Source organism: Streptomyces sp. NPDC029526 (genome assembly GCF_040637405.1).
Lineage (GTDB): Bacteria > Actinomycetota > Actinomycetes > Streptomycetales > Streptomycetaceae > Streptomyces.
On sequence record NZ_JBEZWE010000003.1, the window covers coordinates 40,774 to 62,143 of the forward strand.

Genomic DNA, 21,370 nt, shown 5'->3' on the forward strand with positions numbered 1-21,370 from the left:
GCGGACGTGACGAAGGGGCGGCCCCGGAGGGCCGCCCCTTTCGCCGTGCTGCGGCCGCGTACCGGCCGCGCTGCGGTCACGCGCCTCTGCGGGGGGCCGGGGGGAGCCCCGCGGGGACGTGCCGCATGCCGCCCGCGGACTGGCCGATCGGTCCGACGCGCTGCCACTGCGGCTGCTGCCCCCCGCCCTGCCGGGCGCTGTGCGCACCCGCGCTGTACGAGCCGCTGCCCGGGTGCGCCGGGCCTTGGCCGCCGTACGGGCCGTGCGGGAGGCTCCCGAAGGCGGTGAAGCCCAGCTTCTCCTCGCCGCTGCGGTCACCGGGCAGGGAGCGGAAGGACTTGACGTACTCGGCGTAGAGGGCGTCGTAGATCGGCGTGGCCGAAGGGCCGCTCCGGAAGTCCTGCGCCGGGCGTACGGGGGCGGGGAGAGCGGGGCGGCGGGGAGCGTCGTATGCGTGCACACCTCTCCAAACGACCCGGTGCCGCAAGGGATGCGGGCACCCGCGGCTTTCGCCGCCCGTCCGTGCGGGACCGGTCCGCTCAGGTGCCGGCGAGCGGCAGGGCCGCCGCGACCAGCCGGCCGTTGGCCGCCGCCTTGTCCAGCGCGTCCCGCAGCAGGTCCTCGCGCGGCTGCCGGCCGATCGAGCCCACCGGGGCGGCGAACATCAGGACCTGCTGGTGCTTGTTGGCGGCCGTGCGCCAGCCGTCGGTGACCTGGAGCGGCTGGTGCGCCTGCCACCACGCCACGGGCTGGCCCCCGTTGGGGTTCGGCTGGAGCACGGCGTGCAGCTGGCCCACCGCGAGCAGCACCGACCAGCCGTGCAGCACGTGCGGAGCGGCCGACAGGTCGGCCACCTGCTGGAAGCCCTGCTCGACGAGCAGCGGCAGGAAGTCGTCCCCGGGACCGAGGGAGCCGGGCCGGGCGACGGGAGCCGTCGGCTCGACGACCAGGGCCGGGTGCAGTTCGCCGGAGATCAGGACCAGCCCGCTGGTCACCCCGAGCACGGCCTGCTCCGGCGTGACCTGCTGCGGGCTCTGCTGCTGGGGTGCGGCGGCGTCGCCGGAGATGGACCGCACGGCGCCGCGCAGCTGCTCCTCGGTGACCTGCACGACCTGGGAGGGCAGACAGGTGGCGTGGGCGAAGGCGAGGACGGCGGTCTCGTCCCCGATGAACAGGACAGTGCTGGTGCGCTCCTGCTCCGGGTCGCCGGGAGTGCGGCAGGACGTGCAGTCGTAGCCGCCCTGGGCGGACTCTCCGGTGAGCAGACGGTCGGCTTCTTCGTCGCCGATCTCGGCGCGTACCTCGTCGCTGACGTCGAGCATGCGCGGCACGGGTGGCTCCCTCGGGATGCGGTGCGTGACCGGGCCGGGTGGCTCCCGGTCCGTGGTCCGGGCGGGTCCCCGGCTCATGCTGAAGACAACGGGCGATCCATGGCGGGAGTCACGCCTGGGGAGCAACCGAATCCACCCAACCGGCGGGGTTTGCCGGGACCCTTCCGGAACGGCTCCTTCATCGCCAACGTCCCAGCGCAGATGCGCTGTTGTGCGGGCCGTGCGGCTCGGCGGACCGGGCCCAGGACGCTCGACAAATCAGGAAATCGGCGAATGAAACGGGGTGGCCGGAAATCGCCGGTACGTGCGGTCCTCGCCCCCGCGTGCTGCCCCGGACGGCGGAGCGCTCCCCGCGGCGCCCTGCCCGCCGCGGGCCCCGGCCTTCAGGACGGAACCTGTCCGCAAGGTCCGGCAGACTCCCACCCATGGTGGAGACCTCGGCACGTCTGCTGCGCCTGCTGTCCCTGCTCCAGACCCATCGGGAGTGGTCCGGCACCGAACTGGCCGGCCGGCTCGGGGTCAGCGCCCGCACCCTGCGCCGCGACGTCGACCGGCTGCGAGGGCTCGGCTATCCCGTCGACGCCAGCCCCGGCACCGGCGGCGGCTACCGGCTGGGCGCCGGGGCCGAACTGCCGCCGCTGCTGCTGGACGACGACGAGGCGGTGGCCGTGGCCGTGGGGCTGCGCACCGCAGCCGGCCAGGGCATCGAGGGCATCGGTGAGACGTCCGTGCGGGCCCTGGCCAAACTGGAGCGGGTCCTGCCGCATCGGCTGCGCCGGCGGGTGGGCACCCTCAACGCCTACATCGTGCCCATGCTGCGCGGCCCGGGCGGCGCCACCGTCGACCCGGCCGTCCTGACCGAGCTGGCCCACCTCTGCCGGGACGCCGAGCGCCTGCGTTTCGTCTACCGGGACCACGACGGGGCCGAGAGCCGCCGCACCGTCGAGCCGCACCGGCTGGTGTGCTCGGAGAGTCGCTGGTACCTGGTCGCCTGGGACCTCGACCGCGCCGACTGGCGCACCTTCCGCGTGGACCGGATGGAGCCCAGGCCGCCGCACGGGCCGAGCTTCGTCCCGCGCGACCCGCCCGCCGACGACCTGGCCGCCTACGTCTCCCGGGGCGTGTCCACGCGCGCGTACGCCACCCACGCGGTGCTCCGGCTGATGGTCCCCGCGGAGGAGGCGGTCCAGCGGGTTTCCCCGGACATCGGGACGCTGGAGGCGGAGGGGCCGGACAGCTGCGTCCTGCGCACCGGAGCGGCCGACCTGGAGGTCATGGTGCTGCACCTGCTGATGCTGGGCTTCGAGTTCCAGGTACTGGAACCGGACGGGCTGACCGAGGCCATCGGGGCGGCCGAGGGTCTGCTCTCCCGTGCCCTCTCCCGGACCGGGGCGGGGGCGGCGCGGCCGGAGGAGCCCTGAGGACGGGGTGCGGGCGGCCCGCCGGAGCCGCCCTGGAGGCGGGTGCGGGGGCGGCGCGGCCGGATGCTCTCCGGAGGCAGCGTGAAGGAAACGTGCGGTTCCTGTGTGCGGGAAATGCGGAGCGTATTCCGCGAGGCCGACGGCGGAGGCGGCGGAAAGGGCGGCTCGCGCATTCCGCCCGCCTTTTCTCACCGGCCGGTCGAATCCTGCCGGGGAGGCCGTCCGGGAATTCGGTTCGCATACTGAGGAAGGGGGACGGAACCGCCCGTCCGTGTGACGGCCACGGGCGCAAACGCCCGTCGTGATCCTGTGACAGAAGCGTGACCGTCGCGGAGCATCGCCCGGCTGTTCGGGGCACGGACTACCGTGCCGGCGGGGCAGCGCCTAGCGTGACCGTATGGCTTCCCTCCCCACACCTCCCGCGGAACCCGACGACAGCCCGGACGCCTACGTCGGCCTCGACGCCGGCCGGGCCGAGCACCGTGCGCGCGAGCGCGGCTGGTCCACCGTGCGGTCCCTGCCCCCCGGTGCGATCATCACCATGGAGTACCGCGTGGGCCGGCTGAACTTCGAGGTCAGCGCCGGCCGGGTGGCCCGGGCCTGGAAGGGCTGAGGAGCGCCCGGCGACGACGACACGGCCCCGGCCCCGCGGAAGCGGTGACCGGGGCCGGCGTGCGGGGGCGGCGGTCGGGCGGGCCCTCCGTCAGGGGCGGGTGACCGACGTGGTGCCGCGCGGGTGCCGCTCCGTGTGCGGGGGCCGTCTGCTCCCCGCCGGGGTGACCGGACTGCGCTCGGCGCGCGTGGTGTGCGGGCCGGGGGCCAGGTAGACCGGCGGTCTGGCGGCCGGACGGCCCGCCGGGACCGGATCGGGGACCGCCGGGCCCTCGCGGCCGGACAGCGGCCTGACCACCACCGGCGGCGTCCTGCTGCCGGCCGGGCGCCGCGCTCCGCGTCCCCAGCGCGCGAACAGGCGGTCCCGCCGGTCGAGGATCCGGGCCTCGGCGCGCGCGATCAGCGGCTCGAACCAGGGCAGCGCCAGCAGGATCAGCAGGCCCGCCGCCCAGCCGAGCAGCACGTCGCTGAGCCAGTGCGTACCGAGGTAGACGGTCGCCATCCCCACACCGAGCGAGGTCACCGCGGACAGTGCGGACAGCCAGCGCCGGGCTCTGGGGGTGGAGGCCAGGTAGGCCAGGATTCCCCAGGTCACCACGGCGTTCGCGGTGTGCCCGCTGGGAAATATGTCGCCGCCGAGCCACATCTCGTTCGAGCCGACCTCGGTCGCGTAGTGCGGCCCGAGCCGCCCCATGCCGTACTTGGCGGCGCCCACGGTGGCGTTGAGCAGCAGCAGGGAGACCCCGAGCGCGAGCAGCGGACGCAGGGTGTGCTGGCGCCAGGAGCGCCAGCCGAGCCAGGCCGCGACCATCACGGCGGTCGGGCCGCGCTGGCCGAGGACGACGTAGTAGTCGACGAAGGGGTGCAGCTCGGGCCACTGTTCGTAGGGGCGGAAGAACATCACCTGCCAGTCCAGCCGGACCAGCCAGGAGGTGATGACGACGGCCCACACGATCGCCAGGTAGAAGGCCAGGGTGGACCCGAAGAGCACCACCCGGTGCCGGCTCATCCGCGGCACGTCGATGTGGGCCGGTCGTTCCGGCTCACGATCCAGCCTCGCGAACACCCGGTCCAGACGGGTGGGCTTCCGTTCGGTACGCACCCGATCGACGTTACAGCGAGTGAGCGCCGTACCCCGTCGAATCAGCGGGGTTGTGATGACGATGTGATGTGGCATTCCTCTCAGGAACGGCTATCCCCGGGACATGTCCATAATGTGCGAACGCTTCGGGCTTTCTTTTGTCCGATCCTTTCCGAAATCCGTTCCGGCGCGCTTATCAATTGGTTCACGCGGACCTCGCGCGGAATTGCACCGGAGGCCACGGCGGCCTCCTCGGGGCACGAGGACGTCACGGCGGGCCCGAGCCGTTGAGCCAGAAGGCGCCGTACACCGCCGAGACCGCCGCCAGAGCCCCCAGCACCGCCGCCGACCTGGACGGACCCAGCCGGGCCAGGGGCCGGGCGAGCGGCAGCAGCAGAGGGAAGGCGGGCAGCAGCAGACGCGGTTTGGAACCGAAGTAGCTCGACGCGCACAGGGCGAGCGCGGTCACCACCCCCGCGTACACCAGCAGCGCGAGCGGCTGCCGCTGCCGTACGCACACCACGTACAGCCACACCAGGAGCACCACCCCCGCGGCCAGCGCCAGCCCCGCCGGGACCGTGGGGAGGGCGGTGAACTTCCCGCCCACGAAACGGGCGAAGGCGTACCCCCCGTCGAAACCGTTCCGCCAGCCCGCCTGGACGTCGAGATATCCCAGCGGGCCCTTTCCGGTCCGGTGGCCCACCCACAGAACGTAACCGGCGGCCCCGAGCGGGGCCACGGCCAGAGCGGTCAGCAGCGCCGCCCGCTCCCGTGGCCCGGTGCGGTCCGCCGGGGCCGCCCGCCGGTCCCGCCACAGAGCGGCGCAGCCCGCCGCCCACACCGCCGCGACCACCGCCAGGCCCACCGGCCGGGTCAGTCCGGCGCACGCCGCCAGCAGACCCGCCGCCACCCAGCGGCCGGTCAGCACCGCGTACAGCGACCAGGCGGCGAGCGCCGTGAACAGGGACTCGCTGTACGCCATCGACTGCACGATCCCGACCGGCAGCGCCGCCCACAGCAGCACCGCGCACACCCCCGCCCGCGCGCCGTACAGCCGGTCCGCCACCGCGAAGATCCCCGCGGCCGCCGCCGGCGACGCCAGCAGGCTCACCAGGAAGCCGCCGTCCGCGTACGACAGCGGGGAGACGGCCGCCACCAGCCGCTCCAGCCACGGCAGCAGCGGGAAGAAGGCCAGGTTGGAGTGCACGTCCCCGTTGGGCAGCCGCACCTCGTAGCCGTACCCCAGCTCGGCGACCCGGGTGTACCAGAGCGCGTCCCAGCGGGCGGTCAGCAGGGTGTACCAGCTCGTTCCGCGCGCCGCGCTCCACAGGGCCAGCACCAGCAGCCCCAGGGCGCGTACGGCCGCGTACCCCAGCAGTGCCGGGGCCGCCCGGCGCAGCAGGTCCGGGCGGGCCGGCCGGACGCGCGTGTCGAGATCGTTCACAGGCCCGATTATCGACCGGGCGGGGGGCCGGGCCGCCCCGCGGAGCGTGAGCGCGGCGGGGGAGAGTGGTGTACGCCACACCGATTCGCCGGTGGTGTGAGAGACCCGCCACTCGACCCCGCCGCGTCCTCGCGTACGCTGACGTGTCACTCGCCACTCGTTGCGCGGGCCGGGGACCTTCCGCTCCTCCCCGGCCGAGTCACGGGGGAGTCCCCCACCCCGTGTGCCCGCCGAGACGCGAGGGAGCATCTGGGAGGTACGTACATGTCCGGGACGACCACGGCCGCCTCCGTGCTGCGCCGTCGGGCGACCGGGGCCGGTGCCAACCGCTGGCTGGTACTGGTCGTCCTCTGCGTCAGCCTGCTGCTCGTCGCGGTCGACGCCACCGTCCTGCACGTGGCGGTCCCCGCCGTCACCGAGGACCTCCGGCCCGGCGCGATGGAGCTGCTCTGGATCGTCGACGCCTATCCGCTGGTCTGCGCCTCGCTGCTGATCCTGTTCGGCACGCTGGGCGACCGCGTCGGGCGCAGACGCGTCCTCCTGCTCGGCTACGCCCTGTTCGGCGTCGCCTCCGGCATGGCGGCCCTCGCGGACAGCGGCCCGGTGCTCATCGCGGCGCGGGCGCTGCTCGGCGTCGGCGGCGCCATGATCATGCCGGCCACGCTGTCCATCCTGCGGCAGGTCTTCCCGGACCGCCGTGAACGGGCGCTCGCCATCGGCATCTGGAGCGCGGTCGCCGCGGTCGGCGCGGCCGTCGGCCCGCTGCTCGGCGGCTTCCTGCTGGAGCACTTCTGGTGGGGCTCGGTCTTCCTCGTCAACATCCCGCTGATGCTGGTCAGTCTGCCCGTCGGACGGCTCCTGCTGCCCGAGTCGAAGGGCGACGGCACCGGACCCTGGGACCTGCTCGGCGCGCTGATGGCCGCCGCCGGACTCTTCGCCGTGGTCCTCGGAGTGAAGAGGCTGGGCGCCGCCGAGACGGCCGGGAGCGTGTGGACCGTGCTGTCGCTGCTCGCCGGGGGTGCTCTGCTGGCCGCCTTCGTGCGACGGCAGCGGCGCCGCACCCACCCCCTGGTGGACCTGCGGATGTTCGCCCGCCCCGCGTTCAGCACGTCCGTGGGCTGCATCGTGCTGGCGATGCTCGCCCTGGTGGGCCTGCAGCTGATCGCCGCGCAGTACCTCCAGCTCGTGCTGGGGCTGTCGCCGCTGGAGACCGGGCTGCGGCTGCTGCCGCTGACCTTCGCCGCGATGGGCGCCGGGCTGGCGGGCGCCCGGCTGCTGCGCCGGTTCGGTCCGCGTCGCATGGTCTCGGCGGGCTTCTGCCTGACGGCCGCCGCGGTGGTGCTGCTGACCGCGATGGGCGCCCAGGACAACTGGCCGCTGCTGCTGGCCGGTTTCGTCCTGCTCGGCTGGGGCCTGGAGACGACGCTGTTCGGCGCGTACGAGTCGATGCTGAGCGACGCGCCGGCGGACCGGGCCGGCGGGGCGGCGGCGATCGGCGAGACCTCCTACCAGCTCGGCGCGGGCATCGGCATCGCCCTGCTCGGCAGCGTCATGAACGCCGCCTACGCGCCCGGTCTGACCGGGGTGCCCGGGGTGCCCGCCTCGGCGACCGCGGCGGCCCGGCACTCCCTGGGGGAGGCCTACGAGGTGGCCGCGCAGCTCGGCGGTCCCGCCGGAGTCGCCCTGCGGCAGGCGGCCCGCGAGTCCTTCGTGCACGGGCTGCACGTGACGCTGCTGGTCAGCGCCGGCCTGCTGCTGCTGGGCGCCGTGATGGCGCTCCGGCTGCCCCGGGCGATGCAGTGCGAGGCCGCCGGTGCGGAACCGCCCGGTGCCGGCGTGCCCGGCGGGGAGACACCGGTGCCGGCCCTGCCCGCACCCCGGGAGGCCACGGCCGCGCCGTTCGACGGCCTGAAGGTCTGAGCGGTGGGCACCGGGCCGGGCTGGACGCGCGCGGGAGCGCGTCGTAACGTCGCCCCGAGCCGTGATCGCACGGCAGGCCGACCGTCCCCGGAGGGTGTTCCCGTGTCCGCGTCCGCGAAGTTGCCGCCCTTCGACCCCGCCGACCCCCTCGGGCTCGACGACCTGCTGGAGCCGGAGGACCTCGCCGTCCGGGACACCGTGCGGAACTGGGCCGCGGACCGGGTGCTGCCGCACATCGCCGACTGGTACGAGAAGGGCGAACTGCCCGGCATCCGGGAACTGGCCCGGGAGCTGGGCGGGATCGGCGCGCTGGGCATGTCCCTGGACGGCTACGGGTGCGCGGGCGCGAGCGCCGTCCAGTACGGACTGGCCTGTCTGGAGCTGGAGGCGGCCGACTCCGGCATCCGCTCGCTGGTCTCCGTGCAGGGCTCCCTGGCCATGTACGCCATCCACCGGTTCGGCAGCGAGGAGCAGAAGCAGCGCTGGCTGCCGTCGATGGCCGCCGGCGAGGTCATCGGCTGCTTCGGCCTCACCGAGCCCGACCACGGCTCCGACCCCGCCGCCATGCGCACCTACGCCAAGCGCGACGGCGGCGACTGGCGGCTCACCGGGCGCAAGATGTGGATCACCAACGGCTCCGTGGCCGGGGTCGCCGTGGTCTGGGCCCAGACCGAGGAGGGCATCCGGGGCTTCGCCGTGCCGACCGACAGCCCCGGGTTCTCGGCGCCGGAGATCCGGCACAAGTGGTCGCTGCGCGCCTCCGTCACCAGCGAACTGGTCCTCGACGACGTACGGCTGCCCGCCGACGCCGTCCTGCCCGGGGCGACCGGACTGCGCGGCCCCCTCAGCTGCCTCTCGCACGCCCGGTACGGGATCGTCTGGGGCGCCATGGGGGCGGCGCGCAGCTGCTTCGAGACCGCCGTGGAGTACGCGAAGTCGCGGGAGCAGTTCGGGCGGCCCATCGGCGGGTTCCAGCTGACGCAGGCCAAACTCGCCGACATGGCGGTCGAACTGCACAAGGGGATTCTGCTCGCCCACCATCTGGGGCGGCGCATGGACGCCGGCCGGCTCCGTCCGGAGCAGGTCAGCTTCGGCAAGCTGAACAACGTCCGCGAGGCCATCGACATCTGCCGGACGGCCCGCACGATCCTCGGTGCCAACGGGATCTCGCTCGAGTACCCGGTCATGCGGCACGCGACGAACCTCGAATCGGTGCTCACCTACGAGGGCACCGTCGAGATGCACCAGCTCGTGCTGGGCAAGGCGCTCACCGGGCTCGACGCCTTCCGGTGATCCCGCGTCCGGCGGTGGGGCCCGGCGGCGACGCCGGTGAGCGGCCCTGCCTCAGCTCTGGTTGTAGAAGCCGTCCGAACGGTGGGCGGCGGGTTCCCCGCTCAACACCTCGGTGTCGGCCGGGCTCAGCAGGAACACCCGGTGGGACACCCGCTCGATGGACCCGCGCAGACCGAAGATCAGCCCGGCGGCGAAGTCCACCACGCGCTTGGCGTCGGAGGCCTCCATGGCGGTGAGGTTGATGATGACGGGAACGCCGTCGCGGAACAGCTCGCCGATGGCGCGGGCGTCCCGGAAGCTGTCCGGGGTGACCGTGCCGATGCGGCGGCCCTTCTCCTCGGCCACGTCGGCGGCCACCTTCACCCGCGGATCGGTGACCCAGGCGTCCCCGGAGTCGTTTCCGTCGGAGTAGTCGTCGTCGTAGTAACGCTCGTCTTCGTTGTCGTCGACGAGGCCGAGCCAGGCACTCGCCTTGCGTACCGATCCCATGGACGCCTCCTCTCACAGCGGTCTTTCTTGCTTTCCGCATCCCTATGGTCATCCATGATGCGGATGGCGCGCCAAGTGGATAGACGCCGCGCGGGGGGTTTGTGACGGTACTGGTGCACAGCGAATCCGTCGAGAGTCCGTGTTTCCCAAGGGTCTTGGTGTAAACGGCTGCTGACTGTGAGTGAAATAATATTCTTCTCGGCGTACGGGTGAGCGGCGGCGCGTAAGGGTGAAAGACGCCGCCGGTCGGCGGCCCGATACGATGCCGCCGCTCATCTTGTACGACTCACGGGGGATGTCGTGTTCGGAATCGTCAGGCCCTGCCGGCATCGGCTGGGCGAGAAGCTCACCGCCCAGTGGATGGCGCACCTGTGCGGGCTCTGTCTGGCCCTGCGCAAGGACCACGGGCAGTTCGCCCGGATCGTCACCAACTACGACGGCCTGCTCGTCTCGGTCCTGACGGAGGCTCAGTCGGAGCGCGCCGGCACGGGACGGCGCACGGCGGGGCCCTGCCCGCTGCGCGGCATGCGCACCGCCTCCGTCGCACACGGCGAGGGTGCCCGGCTGGCGGCGGCCGTCTCGCTCGTGCTCGCCTCGGCCAAGGTGCGCGACCACGTCGACGACGGTGACGGGCTGCTGGCCCGCCGGCCGGTGGCGCTCGCCGCCCGCCGGGTCGCGGCGGGATGGGACCGCGCCGGGGCGCGCTCCGGCGCGGACGTCGGCTTCGACACGGCCGTCCTCGTCGACGCCGTCGACCGGCAGACCGGCATCGAGGCGCTCGCCGGACCCGGCACGCCGGTCCTCGCCGTCACCGAACCGACCGAGACCGCCACCGCGGCGGCCTTCGCGCACACCGCGGTACTCGCCGGCCGGCCGCACAACGCCGCGCCGCTCGCCGAGGCCGGGCGCCTCTTCGGACGGCTCGCGCACCTCCTCGACGCCGTCGAGGACCAGGAGGCCGACCACGCCTCGGGCGCCTGGAACCCGCTCACCGCGACCGGCACCCCGCTGCCGGAGGCGCGCCGGCTCGCCGACGACGCGGTGCACGGCATCCGTCTCGCGCTGGACGAGGTGGACTGGGGGTCCGGCCCGGGCGGCAAGGGCGGCGGCGGCCGTCTCGTGCACCGGCTCCTGGTGCACGAACTGCCGCGCTCCGTCGACCGCGCCTTCGGGACCGGCACCGCCGTCCACGGCTCCCATCCCTACGCCCCGCCGGGCGGCCCGGCCGGCCCCGGCGCCCCGCCGCCGCCCCGGCCGCCGCGCCGGCGCGGTCTGCTCGCGGGGTGCGCGGTGTGGACGGGGCTCGCCTGCACCTGCCAGCTGTGCTGCGGCAGTTACCACGACCCGTGGAGCGGCGAGTACAAGGAGGGCGTCTGCTCACGGCACGACTGCAGCGGGTGCGGCGACTGCTGCAACTGCTGCGAGTGCTGCAACTGTTGCAGCTGCTGCGGTGAGGACGGCGGCTGCGACTGCGGCTGCGACTGCTGACCCGGCGGGGCCGCCCCGCGCGCGGGAGCGGGCGCGGCCGGACGGTCGCCCGGGGCCAGGGGTGGCGTATCCCGCGCGGGGCGCGGTGTGGTGCACTCCCGGGCGCTCGCGCGGTCCTGAACGGCGGTCGCGTGCGGTCGTGAGCGGTCGCGTGCGCCGGTGCCGGTGGTCGCGGGTGGGCGCGCGGGGGTGACGGCGCGCTTCGGGTGGCCGGGTGCGCCGGGTTGCCGCGTCCTGTGATGGGCGCGCGGGCGGGAGGTTCCGCCCCTTCGGCGGTCGTGCGGGCCGGGGCCTGGTGTGCCTCCGGCGGTCGGGCAGGCCGGGGTTTCCGTGCTTCCGGGGGTCGCGCGGGCCGGAGCTTCGCGTGCTCCGGTGGTCGTGCGGCTCGGTGAACCCGCGTCTCCGGAGGCCGTGCGGCTCGGTGAACCCGCGTCTCCGGTGGTCGCGCGGCCCGGTGAACCCGCGTCTCCGGTGGTCGCGCGTCCAGGGCGGAGGCGGATCCGGAGGGTCGACTTCCGGACACCGGTCCGGCGGGCCCGGAAGGCGTGACACAGAGGTGGCCAGGGATGGCGCTGTGCACGTGAGGGGACCAAGGCGCACAGATGGTTCAAAGGTTGACGGCCGAAAGGCACCCTTGTGCCGACCGGCCGTTCGGCCGAATACTCACGGACAGCGCTTGTCAGGGGCACGGCACATCCGGAATCCGGACGGCCGTCCGCTGACTGCGCCTCACGGGCCCACAACCCCACGAGGGCCCCCTACTTCCTTTGTGGAGGACGAGAAGTGAGGATCAAGCGCACCACCCCCCGCAGCGGTGTCACGAGACGTACCCGGCTGATCGCCGTCGCGTCCGGCCTCGTAGCCGCTGCCGCGTTCGCGGTCCCCAGCGCGACCGCGGCCGACACCCCCACCACCTTCAGCTCCGCCGAACTCAAGAGCGTGAGCAGCTCGGTGCTGAAGGCCGACGTCCCGGGCACCGCCTGGGCCGTCGACAGCAAGACCAACCGGGTCGTGGTGACCGTCGACAGTACGGTCTCCCAGGCCGAGATCAACAAGATCAGGCAGCAGGCCGGGGACGACGCCGACGCGATCACCGTCAAGCGGACCCCGGGCAAGTTCACCAAGCTCATCCAGGGCGGCGACGCCATCTACTCCAACAGCGGCCGCTGTTCCCTGGGCTTCAACGTCCGCTCCAGCAGCGGGACCGAGTACTTCCTCACCGCCGGTCACTGCACCCAGGGCGCGGGCACCTGGTACGGCAACTCCGCGCGCAGCCAGGTGCTGGGCTCGACCGCCGGCTCCAGCTTCCCGGGCAACGACTACGGCATCGTGCGCTACACCGGGTCCGTCAGCCGCCCCGGCACCGCGAACGGCGTGGACATCACCCGTGCGGCCACCCCGAGCGTGGGCACCACCGTCATCCGTGACGGCTCCACCACGGGCACCCACAGCGGCCGGGTCACCGCCCTCAACGCGACCGTCAACTACGGCGGCGGCGACGTCGTCTACGGCCTCATCCAGACCACGGTCTGTGCCGAGCCCGGCGACTCCGGCGGTCCGCTCTACGGCAGCAACGGCACCGCGTACGGTCTGACCTCCGGTGGCAGCGGCAACTGCCGCACCGGCGGCACGACCTTCTTCCAGCCCGTCACGGAGGCCCTGAGCGCCTACGGCGTCAGCGTCTACTGACGGCCGGCCCGGGGACCGGCGGCCCGCGTCGCGGAGCGGGCCCCACCGGCCCCACGGGTCACACCGTGGACGGCGATCACGGCGAGCCCCCGCACGCAACCGGCGTGCGGGGGCTCGCCCCTGCGCGGGCCACGGAGTTACCGTCGAGGGACACACCAGGACGCGCCGGGCGGCGCCGGACGCGGGCTCACCTGATGCGCCACTTCGGACCCTGGGGGCCGTGATGGTCGAGGAACTGGTGACGGCGGGAGTCGCGCTGGCGTCCGCCGGAGCCGTCTATCTGATGGCGGCGGCGCGGGTCGTCAAGCAGTACGAGCGGGGCGTGGTGTTCCGCCTCGGCAGGCTCCAGCCCGGGGAACGGGCCCCCGGGTTCACGATGATCGTTCCGTTCGTGGACCGGCTGCACAAGGTGAACCTGCAGATCGTCACGCTGCCGGTACCGGCCCAGGAGGGCATCACCCGGGACAACGTGACGGTGCGGGTGGACGCGGTGGTGTACTTCAAGGTGGTCGACGCCGCCGACGCCCTGGTGGAGGTGGAGGACTACCGTTTCGCGGTCTCGCAGATGGCGCAGACCTCGCTGCGTTCGATCATCGGCAAGAGCGACCTGGACGACCTGCTGTCCAACCGGGAGAAGCTCAACCAGGGCCTGGAGCTGATGATCGACAGTCCCGCGGTGGGCTGGGGCGTGCACGTCGACCGGGTCGAGATCAAGGACGTCTCCCTGCCCGAGACGATGAAGCGCTCCATGGCCCGCCAGGCCGAGGCCGACCGTGAGCGCCGGGCCCGCATCATCAACGCCGACGCCGAACTCCAGGCGTCGAAGAAGCTCGCCGAGGCCGCCCAGCAGATGGAGGACACCCCCTCCGCGCTCCAACTGCGGCTGCTCCAGACGGTCGTGGCCGTCGCCGCCGAGAAGAACTCCACCCTCGTCCTGCCCTTCCCCGTCGAACTCCTGCGGTTCCTGGAGCGCGCCCAGCAGCCGCTGCCGACGGTGGCACCCGGACCCCCGCGGGCCCCGGCGGCTCCGCGGCCGGCCACGGAGGCGGCGTCCCCCGGGGCAGCCCCCGTCGAGGTGCCTCCGGCCGAGGCGGTGCCCGCGGAGCCGGTTGCGGCGGGGCCGGAGCCCGCGGAGCCGGCCCCCGACCCGGTGTCCGAAACGGCGCGGGACACCGGGTCCGGAGCGGCCCGGGAGCCGCTGTCCGAAACGGTGCGGGAGCAACTGCGCTCCGGTCCGCCCCTCGGGGAACCGGACGGCGAAGGGTCGAATTCGAGCCACGCGTAGACAGCGGGGGCGGCTCCCCGAGTTACTCGCTCGTAATGTTTGCAGTCCGAACCACCCCGCGTGTCCATGACCTGTCAGGACATAGGGGGCGCACGGCCGTTGCCGTATGCGCGTCCTGAAGTCGACCTTGTGTGCTCCCCCGGAGGCTGGGAATAGTAGGCGGCGTTCAACCGGCACGAGCGCGGCTTTTTTCGTCTGCCGCCCTCGTGGCCGCACGCCTTCCGGCCCGCGAGGTCCCCACAACCTCCCGGGCCGTCCCCCCACAGGAGGACGTCAGTTGAAGCACCGACGCATACCCCGGCGGCGCGCAGCGCTGGCTGGTGCGGGCATCGCAGCCCTGGTCGCCGCGGGAGTCACCTTCCAGACTGCGAACGCCAGTGAGACACCGCAGACCTCGGCGCCCCGGACCCTCTCGGTCACGGCGGCCGGAAAGCTCGCCTCGACGCTTGCCGAGGACCTCGGCGCCGACGCGGCGGGAACGTACTACGACGCGAAGAGCAAGAGCCTCGTGGTGAACGTGCTCGACGAGGCCGCCGCGCGGACCGTCGAGTCGGCGGGAGCCGAGGCGAGAGTCGTGGCGCACTCCCTCGCCGAACTGAAGGGCGCGCGCACCACCCTGAAGCAGGACGCGAGCATCCCGGGCACCTCCTGGGTGACCGACCCGACCACCAACAAGGTCGTCGTCACGGCGGACCGCACGGTCTCCGGGGCGGACTGGTCCCGGCTGACCGAGGTCGTCGAAGGGCTCGGCGCCAAGGCCGAACTCAAGCGCACGGAGGGCGAGTACCAGCCCTTCATCGCGGGCGGCGACGCGATCACCGGCAGCGGCGCGCGCTGCTCGCTCGGCTTCAACGTGACCAAGGGCGGCGAGCCGCACTTCCTCACCGCGGGCCACTGCACCGAGGGCGTCTCGACGTGGTCGGACTCCTCCGGCACCGTGATCGGCGAGAACGTGGCGTCCAGCTTCCCGGGCGACGACTACGGCCTGGTCAAGTACACCGCCGACGTGGACCACCCGAGCGAGGTGAACCTCTACGACGGCTCCACGCAGGCCATCTCCGGTGCCGCCGAGGCCACGGTCGGCATGCAGGTCACCCGCAGCGGCTCCACGACCCAGGTGCACTCGGGCACGGTCACCGGCCTGGACGCCACCGTGAACTACGGCAACGGCGACATCGTCAACGGTCTGATCCAGACCGACGTCTGCGCCGAGCCCGGCGACAGCGGCGGCTCGCTCTTCTCGGGCAGCAGCGCGGTCGGTCTGACCTCCGGCGGCAGCGGCGACTGCTCCTCGGGCGGTACGACCTTCTTCCAGCCGGTCACGGAGGCCCTGTCGGCCACCGGGACGCAGATCGGCTGACCCCCGGGCCCGTACGTGTCCGCGACGTCCCGTCCCGCCTGTGCGGGGCGGGACATCCGCGTGTGCGGGGGGCGGGGCGAGCGTCGGTGTGCGGGGCGCGGGGTCAGGCCGAGCGCTGACGGGCGCGCAGTAGCGCCGCCCCCATCGTCACCGCGACGCCCACGACGGCCCACGCCGACAGCACCAGCAGGGAGCCGGTCAGGGCGTTGCCGTCGAAGTAGGTGATCGAGCGGGCCGCCCAGGTGCCCGCCCCCGGCGGCAGTGCCGGTCCGATCGCCTCCCAGAACGGCGGGAGCAGCGGCGGCGGCAGCGCGCCGCCCGAACTCGGGTTGCCCAGGATCACCACGATCAGGATGGCCACGCCGATGCCGACGACCCCGAGCAGGCTCTGCAGGGCGAGGGTGGCCGCGCCCACCGCGAAGGTGATCAGTGCGCCGAGTCCCCACAGGGCGAGGAAGCCGCCCGGCACCGCGCCCAGGGCCGGCCCGGCGATGAGCGCCCCGCCGAGGCCGCCGACGATCGCCACCAGCACCAGGGTGCCGAGCCGGATCCCCGCCCGCCTCGGGGTGGACGGGCGGGCGCCCGAACTGATGGCCAGGATCGACGCGCACAGGTAGCCGCCCACGCACCAGCCGACGACGACGTAGAAGGACGACAGGCCGTTGGCGTCCCGGGCGGAGGCCGGGGCGACGTCGACGACCCGCACCGTGCGCCGCTGTTCCTCCTCCAGGGCGACGGTCAGCCTCTCCAGGGCGTTGGCCAGCGAGGTGCCGCCGCCGGTGGCGATCAGCAGGGTGTCGGTGGTGCCGGAGGGTGCCACGACGAGAGCGCCGTCGATCTTCCGGTCCAGGATCTGCTGCCGCGCGGTCGCCTCGTCGGCCACCGCGCGCGGGTCCAGCGGGGAGCCGGGCAGCTGCTCCAGCCGGGTCACCGCCTGCTCGGCGACGGCCGGCGGCGCGGCCACCCCGAAGGGCGCGTCCCGCAGCTTCGGCTGGTGCAGCGCGCCGACGTAGGAGGTGATGAACAGCAGCTGGAGGGCGAGCACGCCGAGCACGAGGAGCGTGGCGCGCGGGGTGACGGCGTTCCTCACCTCACCGAGGAACGAGGGGGAGGAGGGGGAGGAGGAGCGGGCGCCGGTGGTCTGCGTCATGCCCCCACGGTCCGGGGGTTCACGCGTTCCCGCAGGTGGGAAGGGGCCGAAAGGGGGTCGTACACGCATTCGAGAATTGGTCTATGGTGGGAGGAGTAGCTGGGAACATATGTTCGAGAGCCGTTCGGCTCACGAGTGCGGGAGGTGCGTGTGCCGGGTTTCACGCATCTGCACACCGTCTCCGGGTTCTCCCTGCGGTACGGCGCCTCCCACCCGGAACGGCTGGCCGAGCGGGCCGGCGAACGGGGCATGGACGCGCTCGCCCTCACCGACCGCGACACCCTCGCCGGGAGCGTCCGCTTCGCCAAGGCCTGCGCGAAGGCGGGGGTCCGCCCCCTGTTCGGCGCCGAGCTGGCGGTGGCGCCCCCTCCGGCCTCCCCGGCCGGTGCGACGGGGCACGGCGGCGTACGGGGGGACGAGGCGGTGCGCAGGGAACGGCGCCGCACGCCGGTGCGCGGGGGCGCCTTCGTCGACGACTCGGCGCCCCGGGTCACCTTCCTCGCCCGGGACGGCGCCCGGGGCTGGGCCGACCTGTGCCGCCTGGTCTCCGCCGCCCACGCCACCGGGCCCGCGGTCCCGTCCGGACAGGGCGGACCGCCCTCCGGCGGACTCCCGCTGCTGCCCTGGGAGGACAACCACGCCGACGGCCTGACCGTGCTGCTCGGCCCCGACTCCGACGTCGGCCGGGCCCTGGCCGCGGGCCGGCCCGACCGGGCCGCCCGGCTGCTCGCCCCCTGGCGGGAGGTCTACGGCGACGCCCTGCGCCTGGAGGCCGTGTGGCACGGCCGCGGCGGCACCGGCCCCGGCTCCCTGCGGCTGGCCGCCCGCACCCTCGGCTTCGCCGCCGACCAGCGCGTCCGCCCGGTGCTCAGCAACGCCGTCCGCTACGCCGACCCCGGCCTCGGGCCGGTCGCCGACGTCCTGGACGCCGCCCGCCGTCTCGTCCCGGTCGACCCGGCCAAAGGACTGGACTCCGGCGAGGCCTGGCTCAAGGACGCGGACGCCATGGAGCGGGCCGCCGAGCGGATGGTGGAGGCCGCGGGCTTCCGGCGCGCCGCCGCCCGCCGGCTCCTCGAGCAGACGCAGGCCACGGCCGCCGAGTGCCTGGTCGACCCCGACGACGACCTCGGCATGGGGAGCGTCCACTTCCCCGAACCGCACCTCGTCGGCGCCGGCCGCCGCACCGCCCAGCGGGCCCTGGCCTCCCGGGCGACGGCGGGCATGGTGCTGCGCGGCTACGCCGGACGCCGGGACTACTGGGAGCGGATACACCACGAGCTGGACATCATCGGCCACCACGGGTTCGCCTCCTACTTCCTGACCGTCGCCCAGGTCGTGGACGACGTGCGGGACCTCGGCATCCGGGTGGCCGCGCGCGGCTCCGGCGCCGGCTCCCTGGTCAACCACCTGCTCGGCATCGCGCACGCCGACCCGGTCGAGCACGGGCTGCTGATGGAGCGCTTCCTGTCCAGGGAGCGGGTCGTGCTGCCCGACATCGACATCGACGTGGAGTCCGCCCGCCGGCTGGAGGTCTACCGGGCGATCATCGGCCGGTTCGGCACCGAGCGGGTCGCCACCGTCGCGATGCCGGAGACCTACCGGGTGCGCCACGCCATCCGGGACGTCGGCGCGGCACTGTCCATGGACCCGGCCGAGATCGACCGGATCGCCAAGTCCTTCCCGCACATCCGCGCCCGCGACGCCCGCGCGGCCCTCGATGAACTGCCCGAACTGCGGGAGCTGGCGGGGGAGAAGGACCGGTACGGCAGGCTCTGGGAACTGGTCGAGGCCCTCGACGCGCTCCCGCGCGGCGTCGCCATGCACCCCTGCGGCGTGCTGCTGTCCGACGCCTCCCTGCTCACCCGCACCCCGGTGATGCCGACCAGCGGCGAGGGCTTCCCCATGGCGCAGTTCGACAAGGACGACGTCGAGGACCTCGGGCTGCTCAAGCTGGACGTGCTGGGGGTGCGGATGCAGTCGGCGATGGCGCACGCGGTCACCGAGGTGGAGCGGGCGACGGGGGAGCGGATCGACCTGGACGCGGTGCCGGAGGGCGACCCGGCGACCTACGGGCTCATCCGGTCCACCGAGACGCTCGGCTGCTTCCAGATCGAGTCGCCGGGCCAGCGGGACCTGGTCGGGCGGCTCCAGCCGGCCACCTTCCACGACCTCGTCGTCGACATCTCCCTCTTCCGTCCCGGCCCGGTCGCCGCCGACATGGTGCGGCCGTTCATCGAGGCCCGGCACGGGCGGGCGCCGGTGCGCTACCCGCACCCGGACCTGGAGGAACCGCTGAAGGGGACGTACGGGGTGGTGGTCTTCCACGAGCAGGTCATCGACATCGTCTCGATCATGACCGGCTGCGGGCGCGGGGAGGCGGACCGGGTGCGGCGCGGGCTGTCCGACCCGGAGTCGCAGGGGCGGATCGCGGTGTGGTTCGCGCAGCACGCGGCGGCCCGGGGCTACGACGCAGAAACGATTCAGCGCACCTGGGAGATCGTGGCCGCGTTCGGCTCCTACGGCTTCTGCAAGGCGCACGCGGTCGCCTTCGCGGTGCCCACCTACCAGTCGGCGTGGCTGAAGGCGCACCACCCGGCCGCCTTCTACGCGGGGCTGCTCACCCACGACCCCGGGATGTACCCGAAGCGGCTGCTGCTGGCGGACGCGCGGCGGCGCGGGGTGCCGATCCTGCCGCTGGACGTCAACGCCTCGGGTGTCACCCATCGGATCGAACTGGTGTCCGACTCGAAGGGGTTGAATGGGGCGAAAGGGCAACAGGTGCCGGAGAGTGGGGAGGTGTGGGGCCTGCGGCTGGCGCTCTGCGACGTGCACGGCATCAGCGAGGCCGAGGCCGCGCGGATCGCCGACGGGCAGCCCTACGCCTCCCTGCTCGACTTCTGGGAGCGGGCCCGGCCCAGCAGGCCCGTCGCCCAGCGGCTCGCCCAGGTCGGCGCGCTGGACGCGTTCGGCGCCAACCGGCGCGACCTGCAACTGCACCTCACGGAACTGCACCGGGGCGCCCGGGGCGGACGCGGCGACCAGCTCCCGCTGCCCGGCGGGCGCCGGACCGCCTCGGCCGGACTGCCCGACCTCACCGGACCGGAGCGGCTGAGCGCCGAACTGGGCGTGCTGTCCATGGACGCCTCGCGCAACCTGATGGACGACCACCGCACCTTCCTCGACGAGCTGGGCGTGGTCTCCGCGCGACGGCTGCGCGAGGCCCGGCACGGGGAGACGGTGCTGGTTGCGGGCGCCAAGGCGGCCACCCAGACCCCGCCCATCCGGTCCGGCAAGCGGGTCATCTTCTCCACCCTGGACGACGGCACGGGCCTGGTCGACCTCGCCTTCTTCGACGACTCCCACGACACCTGCGCCCACACCGTCTTCCACTCCTGGCTGCTGCTGGTCCGCGGAGTGGTGCAGCGCCGGGGGCCGCGCAGCCTCAGTATCGTCGGCTCCGCCGCCTGGAACCTCGCCGACCTGCTCGACGTGCGCCGGGAGGAGGGGCTTGAGGGCGTCGCGGCCCGGCTGGCCGGAACGGGCGGCACCGGAACCGGCGCGGCCGACGGCGACGGCCCGGCCCGCCGGCGGCTCGCCGGCTCGGACGGCCGCCCGGCGCCCGCGGGCTCCGCGGCCCGCGACCCGATGGAGGCAGGAGAAGGCCGGGAGGCCAAGGAGGCCAGGGAGGACCGGGAGCACCGGGAGGACCGGACGATCCGCATGCCCACGGGGTACGAGATGCACCCCTGGGCCGATCTGCGTCCCGCGGGCGAAGGGCCCGCGGTCGGAAGGAAGTTGTGGCACCAGAGTCCAGGGAGTGCGGGATGACCATCCTCTGCGTACGTTTCCAGGCGCCGTCGGCGGACGAGACCGCCCTGCCCCGGCTGCTCGCCCTGCTCGAGGAGTTCACACCCGTCGTGCAGGCCCTGCCGCCGGACGGGGCGCTGGCCGATCTGCGCGGCGCCGAACGGTACTTCGGGCGCACCGCCCTGGAACTGGCCTCGGTGATCCGGGTCCGCGCCCTCGCCCTGTACGGCGTCGACTGCGTGATCGGCGCCGGCCCGGGCCCGATGCTCGCCCGCATGGCCCTGCGGGACGCCCGGCCGGGACGGACCCGCGCGGTGGCCGGGGGCGAGGTCCGGGAGTTCCTCGCCGGGCAGCCCGTCGTCGCGCTGCCCGGAGTCGGCACGAAGACCGCCCGCACCCTGTGCGAGTACGGCCTCGACACCCTCGGCCGGGTCGCCGCCGCCCCCCTGTCCACGCTCCAACGGCTGGTGGGCGCCCGGGCCGGACGCGAGCTGCACGAGAGGGCGAACGGTGTCGACCGCGGCCGGGTCGTCCCGAACGCCGTCTCCCGGTCACTGGCCGCCGAACGCCCCTTCACCCGCGACGAACTGGACCCCGGCCGGCACCGCCGCGCCCTGCTGTCGGCCGCCGGGGAACTGGGCGCCCGGCTGCGCGCCCTGGACAAGGTCTGCCGCAGCCTCACCCTCACCGTCCGCTACGCGGACCGGTCGGCCACCACCCGCACCCGCGCCCTCCCCGAGCCGACCGGCCACTCGGCCGCGCTCACCGCGACGGCGTACGGCCTGTACGAGGCGCTCGGCCTGCAACGCGCCCGGGTGCGGGCGATCGCGCTCCGCGCGGAGGGGCTCGACCCCGCCGAGCAGGCGTCCCACCAGCTCACCTTCGACCCGGTGGACGAGAAGCTCCGCAGGATCGAGGAGGTCGCGGACCGCGCGCGGGCGAAGTTCGGACCCCGCGCGGTGATGCCGGGGACGCTGGCTGCCTGAGGGCGCGGTCCAGG

General features: G+C 74.0%; 16 protein-coding genes. 10 read left to right on the forward strand and 6 right to left on the reverse strand.

The genetic code is table 11. The features are described 5' to 3' along the window. Positions 1-76: 76 nt before the first annotated feature. Entirely contained in the window at positions 77-460 is a 384-nt protein-coding gene (locus AB0F01_RS11075) for a hypothetical protein (protein ID WP_362092698.1), read from the reverse strand. A gap of 79 nt (positions 461-539) precedes the next feature. Beyond that, entirely contained in the window at positions 540-1,331 is a 792-nt protein-coding gene (locus AB0F01_RS11080) for a hypothetical protein (RefSeq protein WP_362092700.1), read from the reverse strand. 425 nt (positions 1,332-1,756) lie between these two features. Between AB0F01_RS11080 and AB0F01_RS11085 the strand changes: the two genes are divergently transcribed. Beyond that, positions 1,757-2,752 carry a YafY family protein gene (locus AB0F01_RS11085; RefSeq protein ID WP_362092702.1) on the forward strand — a complete coding sequence of 332 codons (996 nt, stop codon included), beginning with the start codon at positions 1,757-1,759 and terminating at the stop codon, positions 2,750-2,752. Positions 2,753-3,149: 397 nt separating this feature from the next. Continuing rightward, on the forward strand, positions 3,150-3,365 hold the full coding sequence (locus tag AB0F01_RS11090; RefSeq protein ID WP_362092705.1) for an I78 family peptidase inhibitor: 216 nt from the start codon (positions 3,150-3,152) through the stop codon (positions 3,363-3,365). Positions 3,366-3,455: 90 nt separating this feature from the next. On the opposite strand, the gene AB0F01_RS11095 is transcribed toward AB0F01_RS11090, so the two are convergent. Both AB0F01_RS11095 and AB0F01_RS11100 read right to left on the reverse strand, forming a co-directional pair. Next, positions 3,456-4,466, reverse strand: a complete 1,011-nt coding sequence (locus tag AB0F01_RS11095) for a phosphatase PAP2 family protein (RefSeq protein WP_362092707.1) — start codon at positions 4,464-4,466, stop codon at positions 3,456-3,458. A 247-nt stretch (positions 4,467-4,713) separates the two neighbouring features. Beyond that, complete coding sequence (locus AB0F01_RS11100; protein ID WP_362092709.1) at positions 4,714-5,889, reverse strand: hypothetical protein; 1,176 nt, start codon at positions 5,887-5,889, stop codon at positions 4,714-4,716. Positions 5,890-6,153: 264 nt separating this feature from the next. On the opposite strand from AB0F01_RS11100, the gene AB0F01_RS11105 reads away from it, so the two are divergent. After that, positions 6,154-7,809 (forward strand): MFS transporter, encoded by a 1,656-nt coding sequence (locus AB0F01_RS11105; RefSeq protein WP_362092712.1) that lies wholly within the window; start codon positions 6,154-6,156, stop codon positions 7,807-7,809. 102 nt (positions 7,810-7,911) lie between these two features. After that, positions 7,912-9,102 (forward strand): acyl-CoA dehydrogenase family protein, encoded by a 1,191-nt coding sequence (locus AB0F01_RS11110; protein ID WP_362092715.1) that lies wholly within the window; start codon positions 7,912-7,914, stop codon positions 9,100-9,102. A gap of 51 nt (positions 9,103-9,153) precedes the next feature. Here AB0F01_RS11110 and AB0F01_RS11115 read toward each other — a convergent pair whose 3' ends face one another. Beyond that, entirely contained in the window at positions 9,154-9,591 is a 438-nt protein-coding gene (locus AB0F01_RS11115) for a cell division protein SepF (RefSeq protein WP_362092718.1), read from the reverse strand. Positions 9,592-9,891: 300 nt separating this feature from the next. On the opposite strand from AB0F01_RS11115, the gene AB0F01_RS11120 reads away from it, so the two are divergent. From AB0F01_RS11120 to AB0F01_RS11135, 4 genes are all read left to right on the forward strand, one after another. After that, positions 9,892-11,079, forward strand: coding sequence for a DUF5685 family protein (locus tag AB0F01_RS11120; protein WP_362092721.1), 1,188 nt, complete (start codon positions 9,892-9,894; stop codon positions 11,077-11,079). Between the two features lie 783 nt (positions 11,080-11,862). Then, entirely contained in the window at positions 11,863-12,768 is a 906-nt protein-coding gene (locus AB0F01_RS11125; RefSeq protein WP_362092724.1) for a S1 family peptidase, read from the forward strand. A gap of 223 nt (positions 12,769-12,991) precedes the next feature. Continuing rightward, positions 12,992-14,053: a slipin family protein gene (locus tag AB0F01_RS11130; protein WP_362093545.1), complete on the forward strand. Its 1,062-nt coding sequence runs from the start codon at positions 12,992-12,994 to the stop codon at positions 14,051-14,053. 277 nt (positions 14,054-14,330) lie between these two features. Then, positions 14,331-15,413, forward strand: coding sequence for a S1 family peptidase (locus AB0F01_RS11135; protein WP_362092727.1), 1,083 nt, complete (start codon positions 14,331-14,333; stop codon positions 15,411-15,413). 103 nt (positions 15,414-15,516) lie between these two features. Here the strand turns inward: AB0F01_RS11135 and AB0F01_RS11140 are convergent, their stop codons facing one another. Further along, positions 15,517-16,563 (reverse strand): DUF3533 domain-containing protein, encoded by a 1,047-nt coding sequence (locus AB0F01_RS11140; protein WP_362092730.1) that lies wholly within the window; start codon positions 16,561-16,563, stop codon positions 15,517-15,519. Positions 16,564-16,713: 150 nt separating this feature from the next. On the opposite strand from AB0F01_RS11140, the gene dnaE reads away from it, so the two are divergent. After that, positions 16,714-20,391 carry a DNA polymerase III subunit alpha gene (gene dnaE, locus AB0F01_RS11145; RefSeq protein ID WP_362092733.1) on the forward strand — a complete coding sequence of 1,226 codons (3,678 nt, stop codon included), beginning with the start codon at positions 16,714-16,716 and terminating at the stop codon, positions 20,389-20,391. Further along, entirely contained in the window at positions 20,388-21,356 is a 969-nt protein-coding gene (locus tag AB0F01_RS11150; protein ID WP_362092736.1) for a hypothetical protein, read from the forward strand. The genes dnaE and AB0F01_RS11150 overlap by 4 nt, the downstream gene beginning before the upstream one ends. Positions 21,357-21,370: the final 14 nt, after the last annotated feature.

What these genes read in the sequence shown, in the direction of transcription:
- AB0F01_RS11105 (WP_362092712.1), top strand. Translation starts at nt 6,154, where the DNA reads ATGTCCGGGACGACCACGGCCGCCTCCGTGCTGCGCCGTCGGGCGACC.
- AB0F01_RS11085 (WP_362092702.1), top strand. Translation starts at nt 1,757, where the DNA reads ATGGTGGAGACCTCGGCACGTCTGCTGCGCCTGCTGTCCCTGCTCCAG.
- AB0F01_RS11090 (WP_362092705.1), top strand. Translation starts at nt 3,150, where the DNA reads ATGGCTTCCCTCCCCACACCTCCCGCGGAACCCGACGACAGCCCGGAC.
- AB0F01_RS11150 (WP_362092736.1), top strand. Translation starts at nt 20,388, where the DNA reads ATGACCATCCTCTGCGTACGTTTCCAGGCGCCGTCGGCGGACGAGACC.
- AB0F01_RS11140 (WP_362092730.1), bottom strand. Translation starts at nt 16,563, where the DNA reads ATGACGCAGACCACCGGCGCCCGCTCCTCCTCCCCCTCCTCCCCCTCG.
- AB0F01_RS11130 (WP_362093545.1), top strand. Translation starts at nt 12,992, where the DNA reads ATGGTCGAGGAACTGGTGACGGCGGGAGTCGCGCTGGCGTCCGCCGGA.
- AB0F01_RS11115 (WP_362092718.1), bottom strand. Translation starts at nt 9,591, where the DNA reads ATGGGATCGGTACGCAAGGCGAGTGCCTGGCTCGGCCTCGTCGACGAC.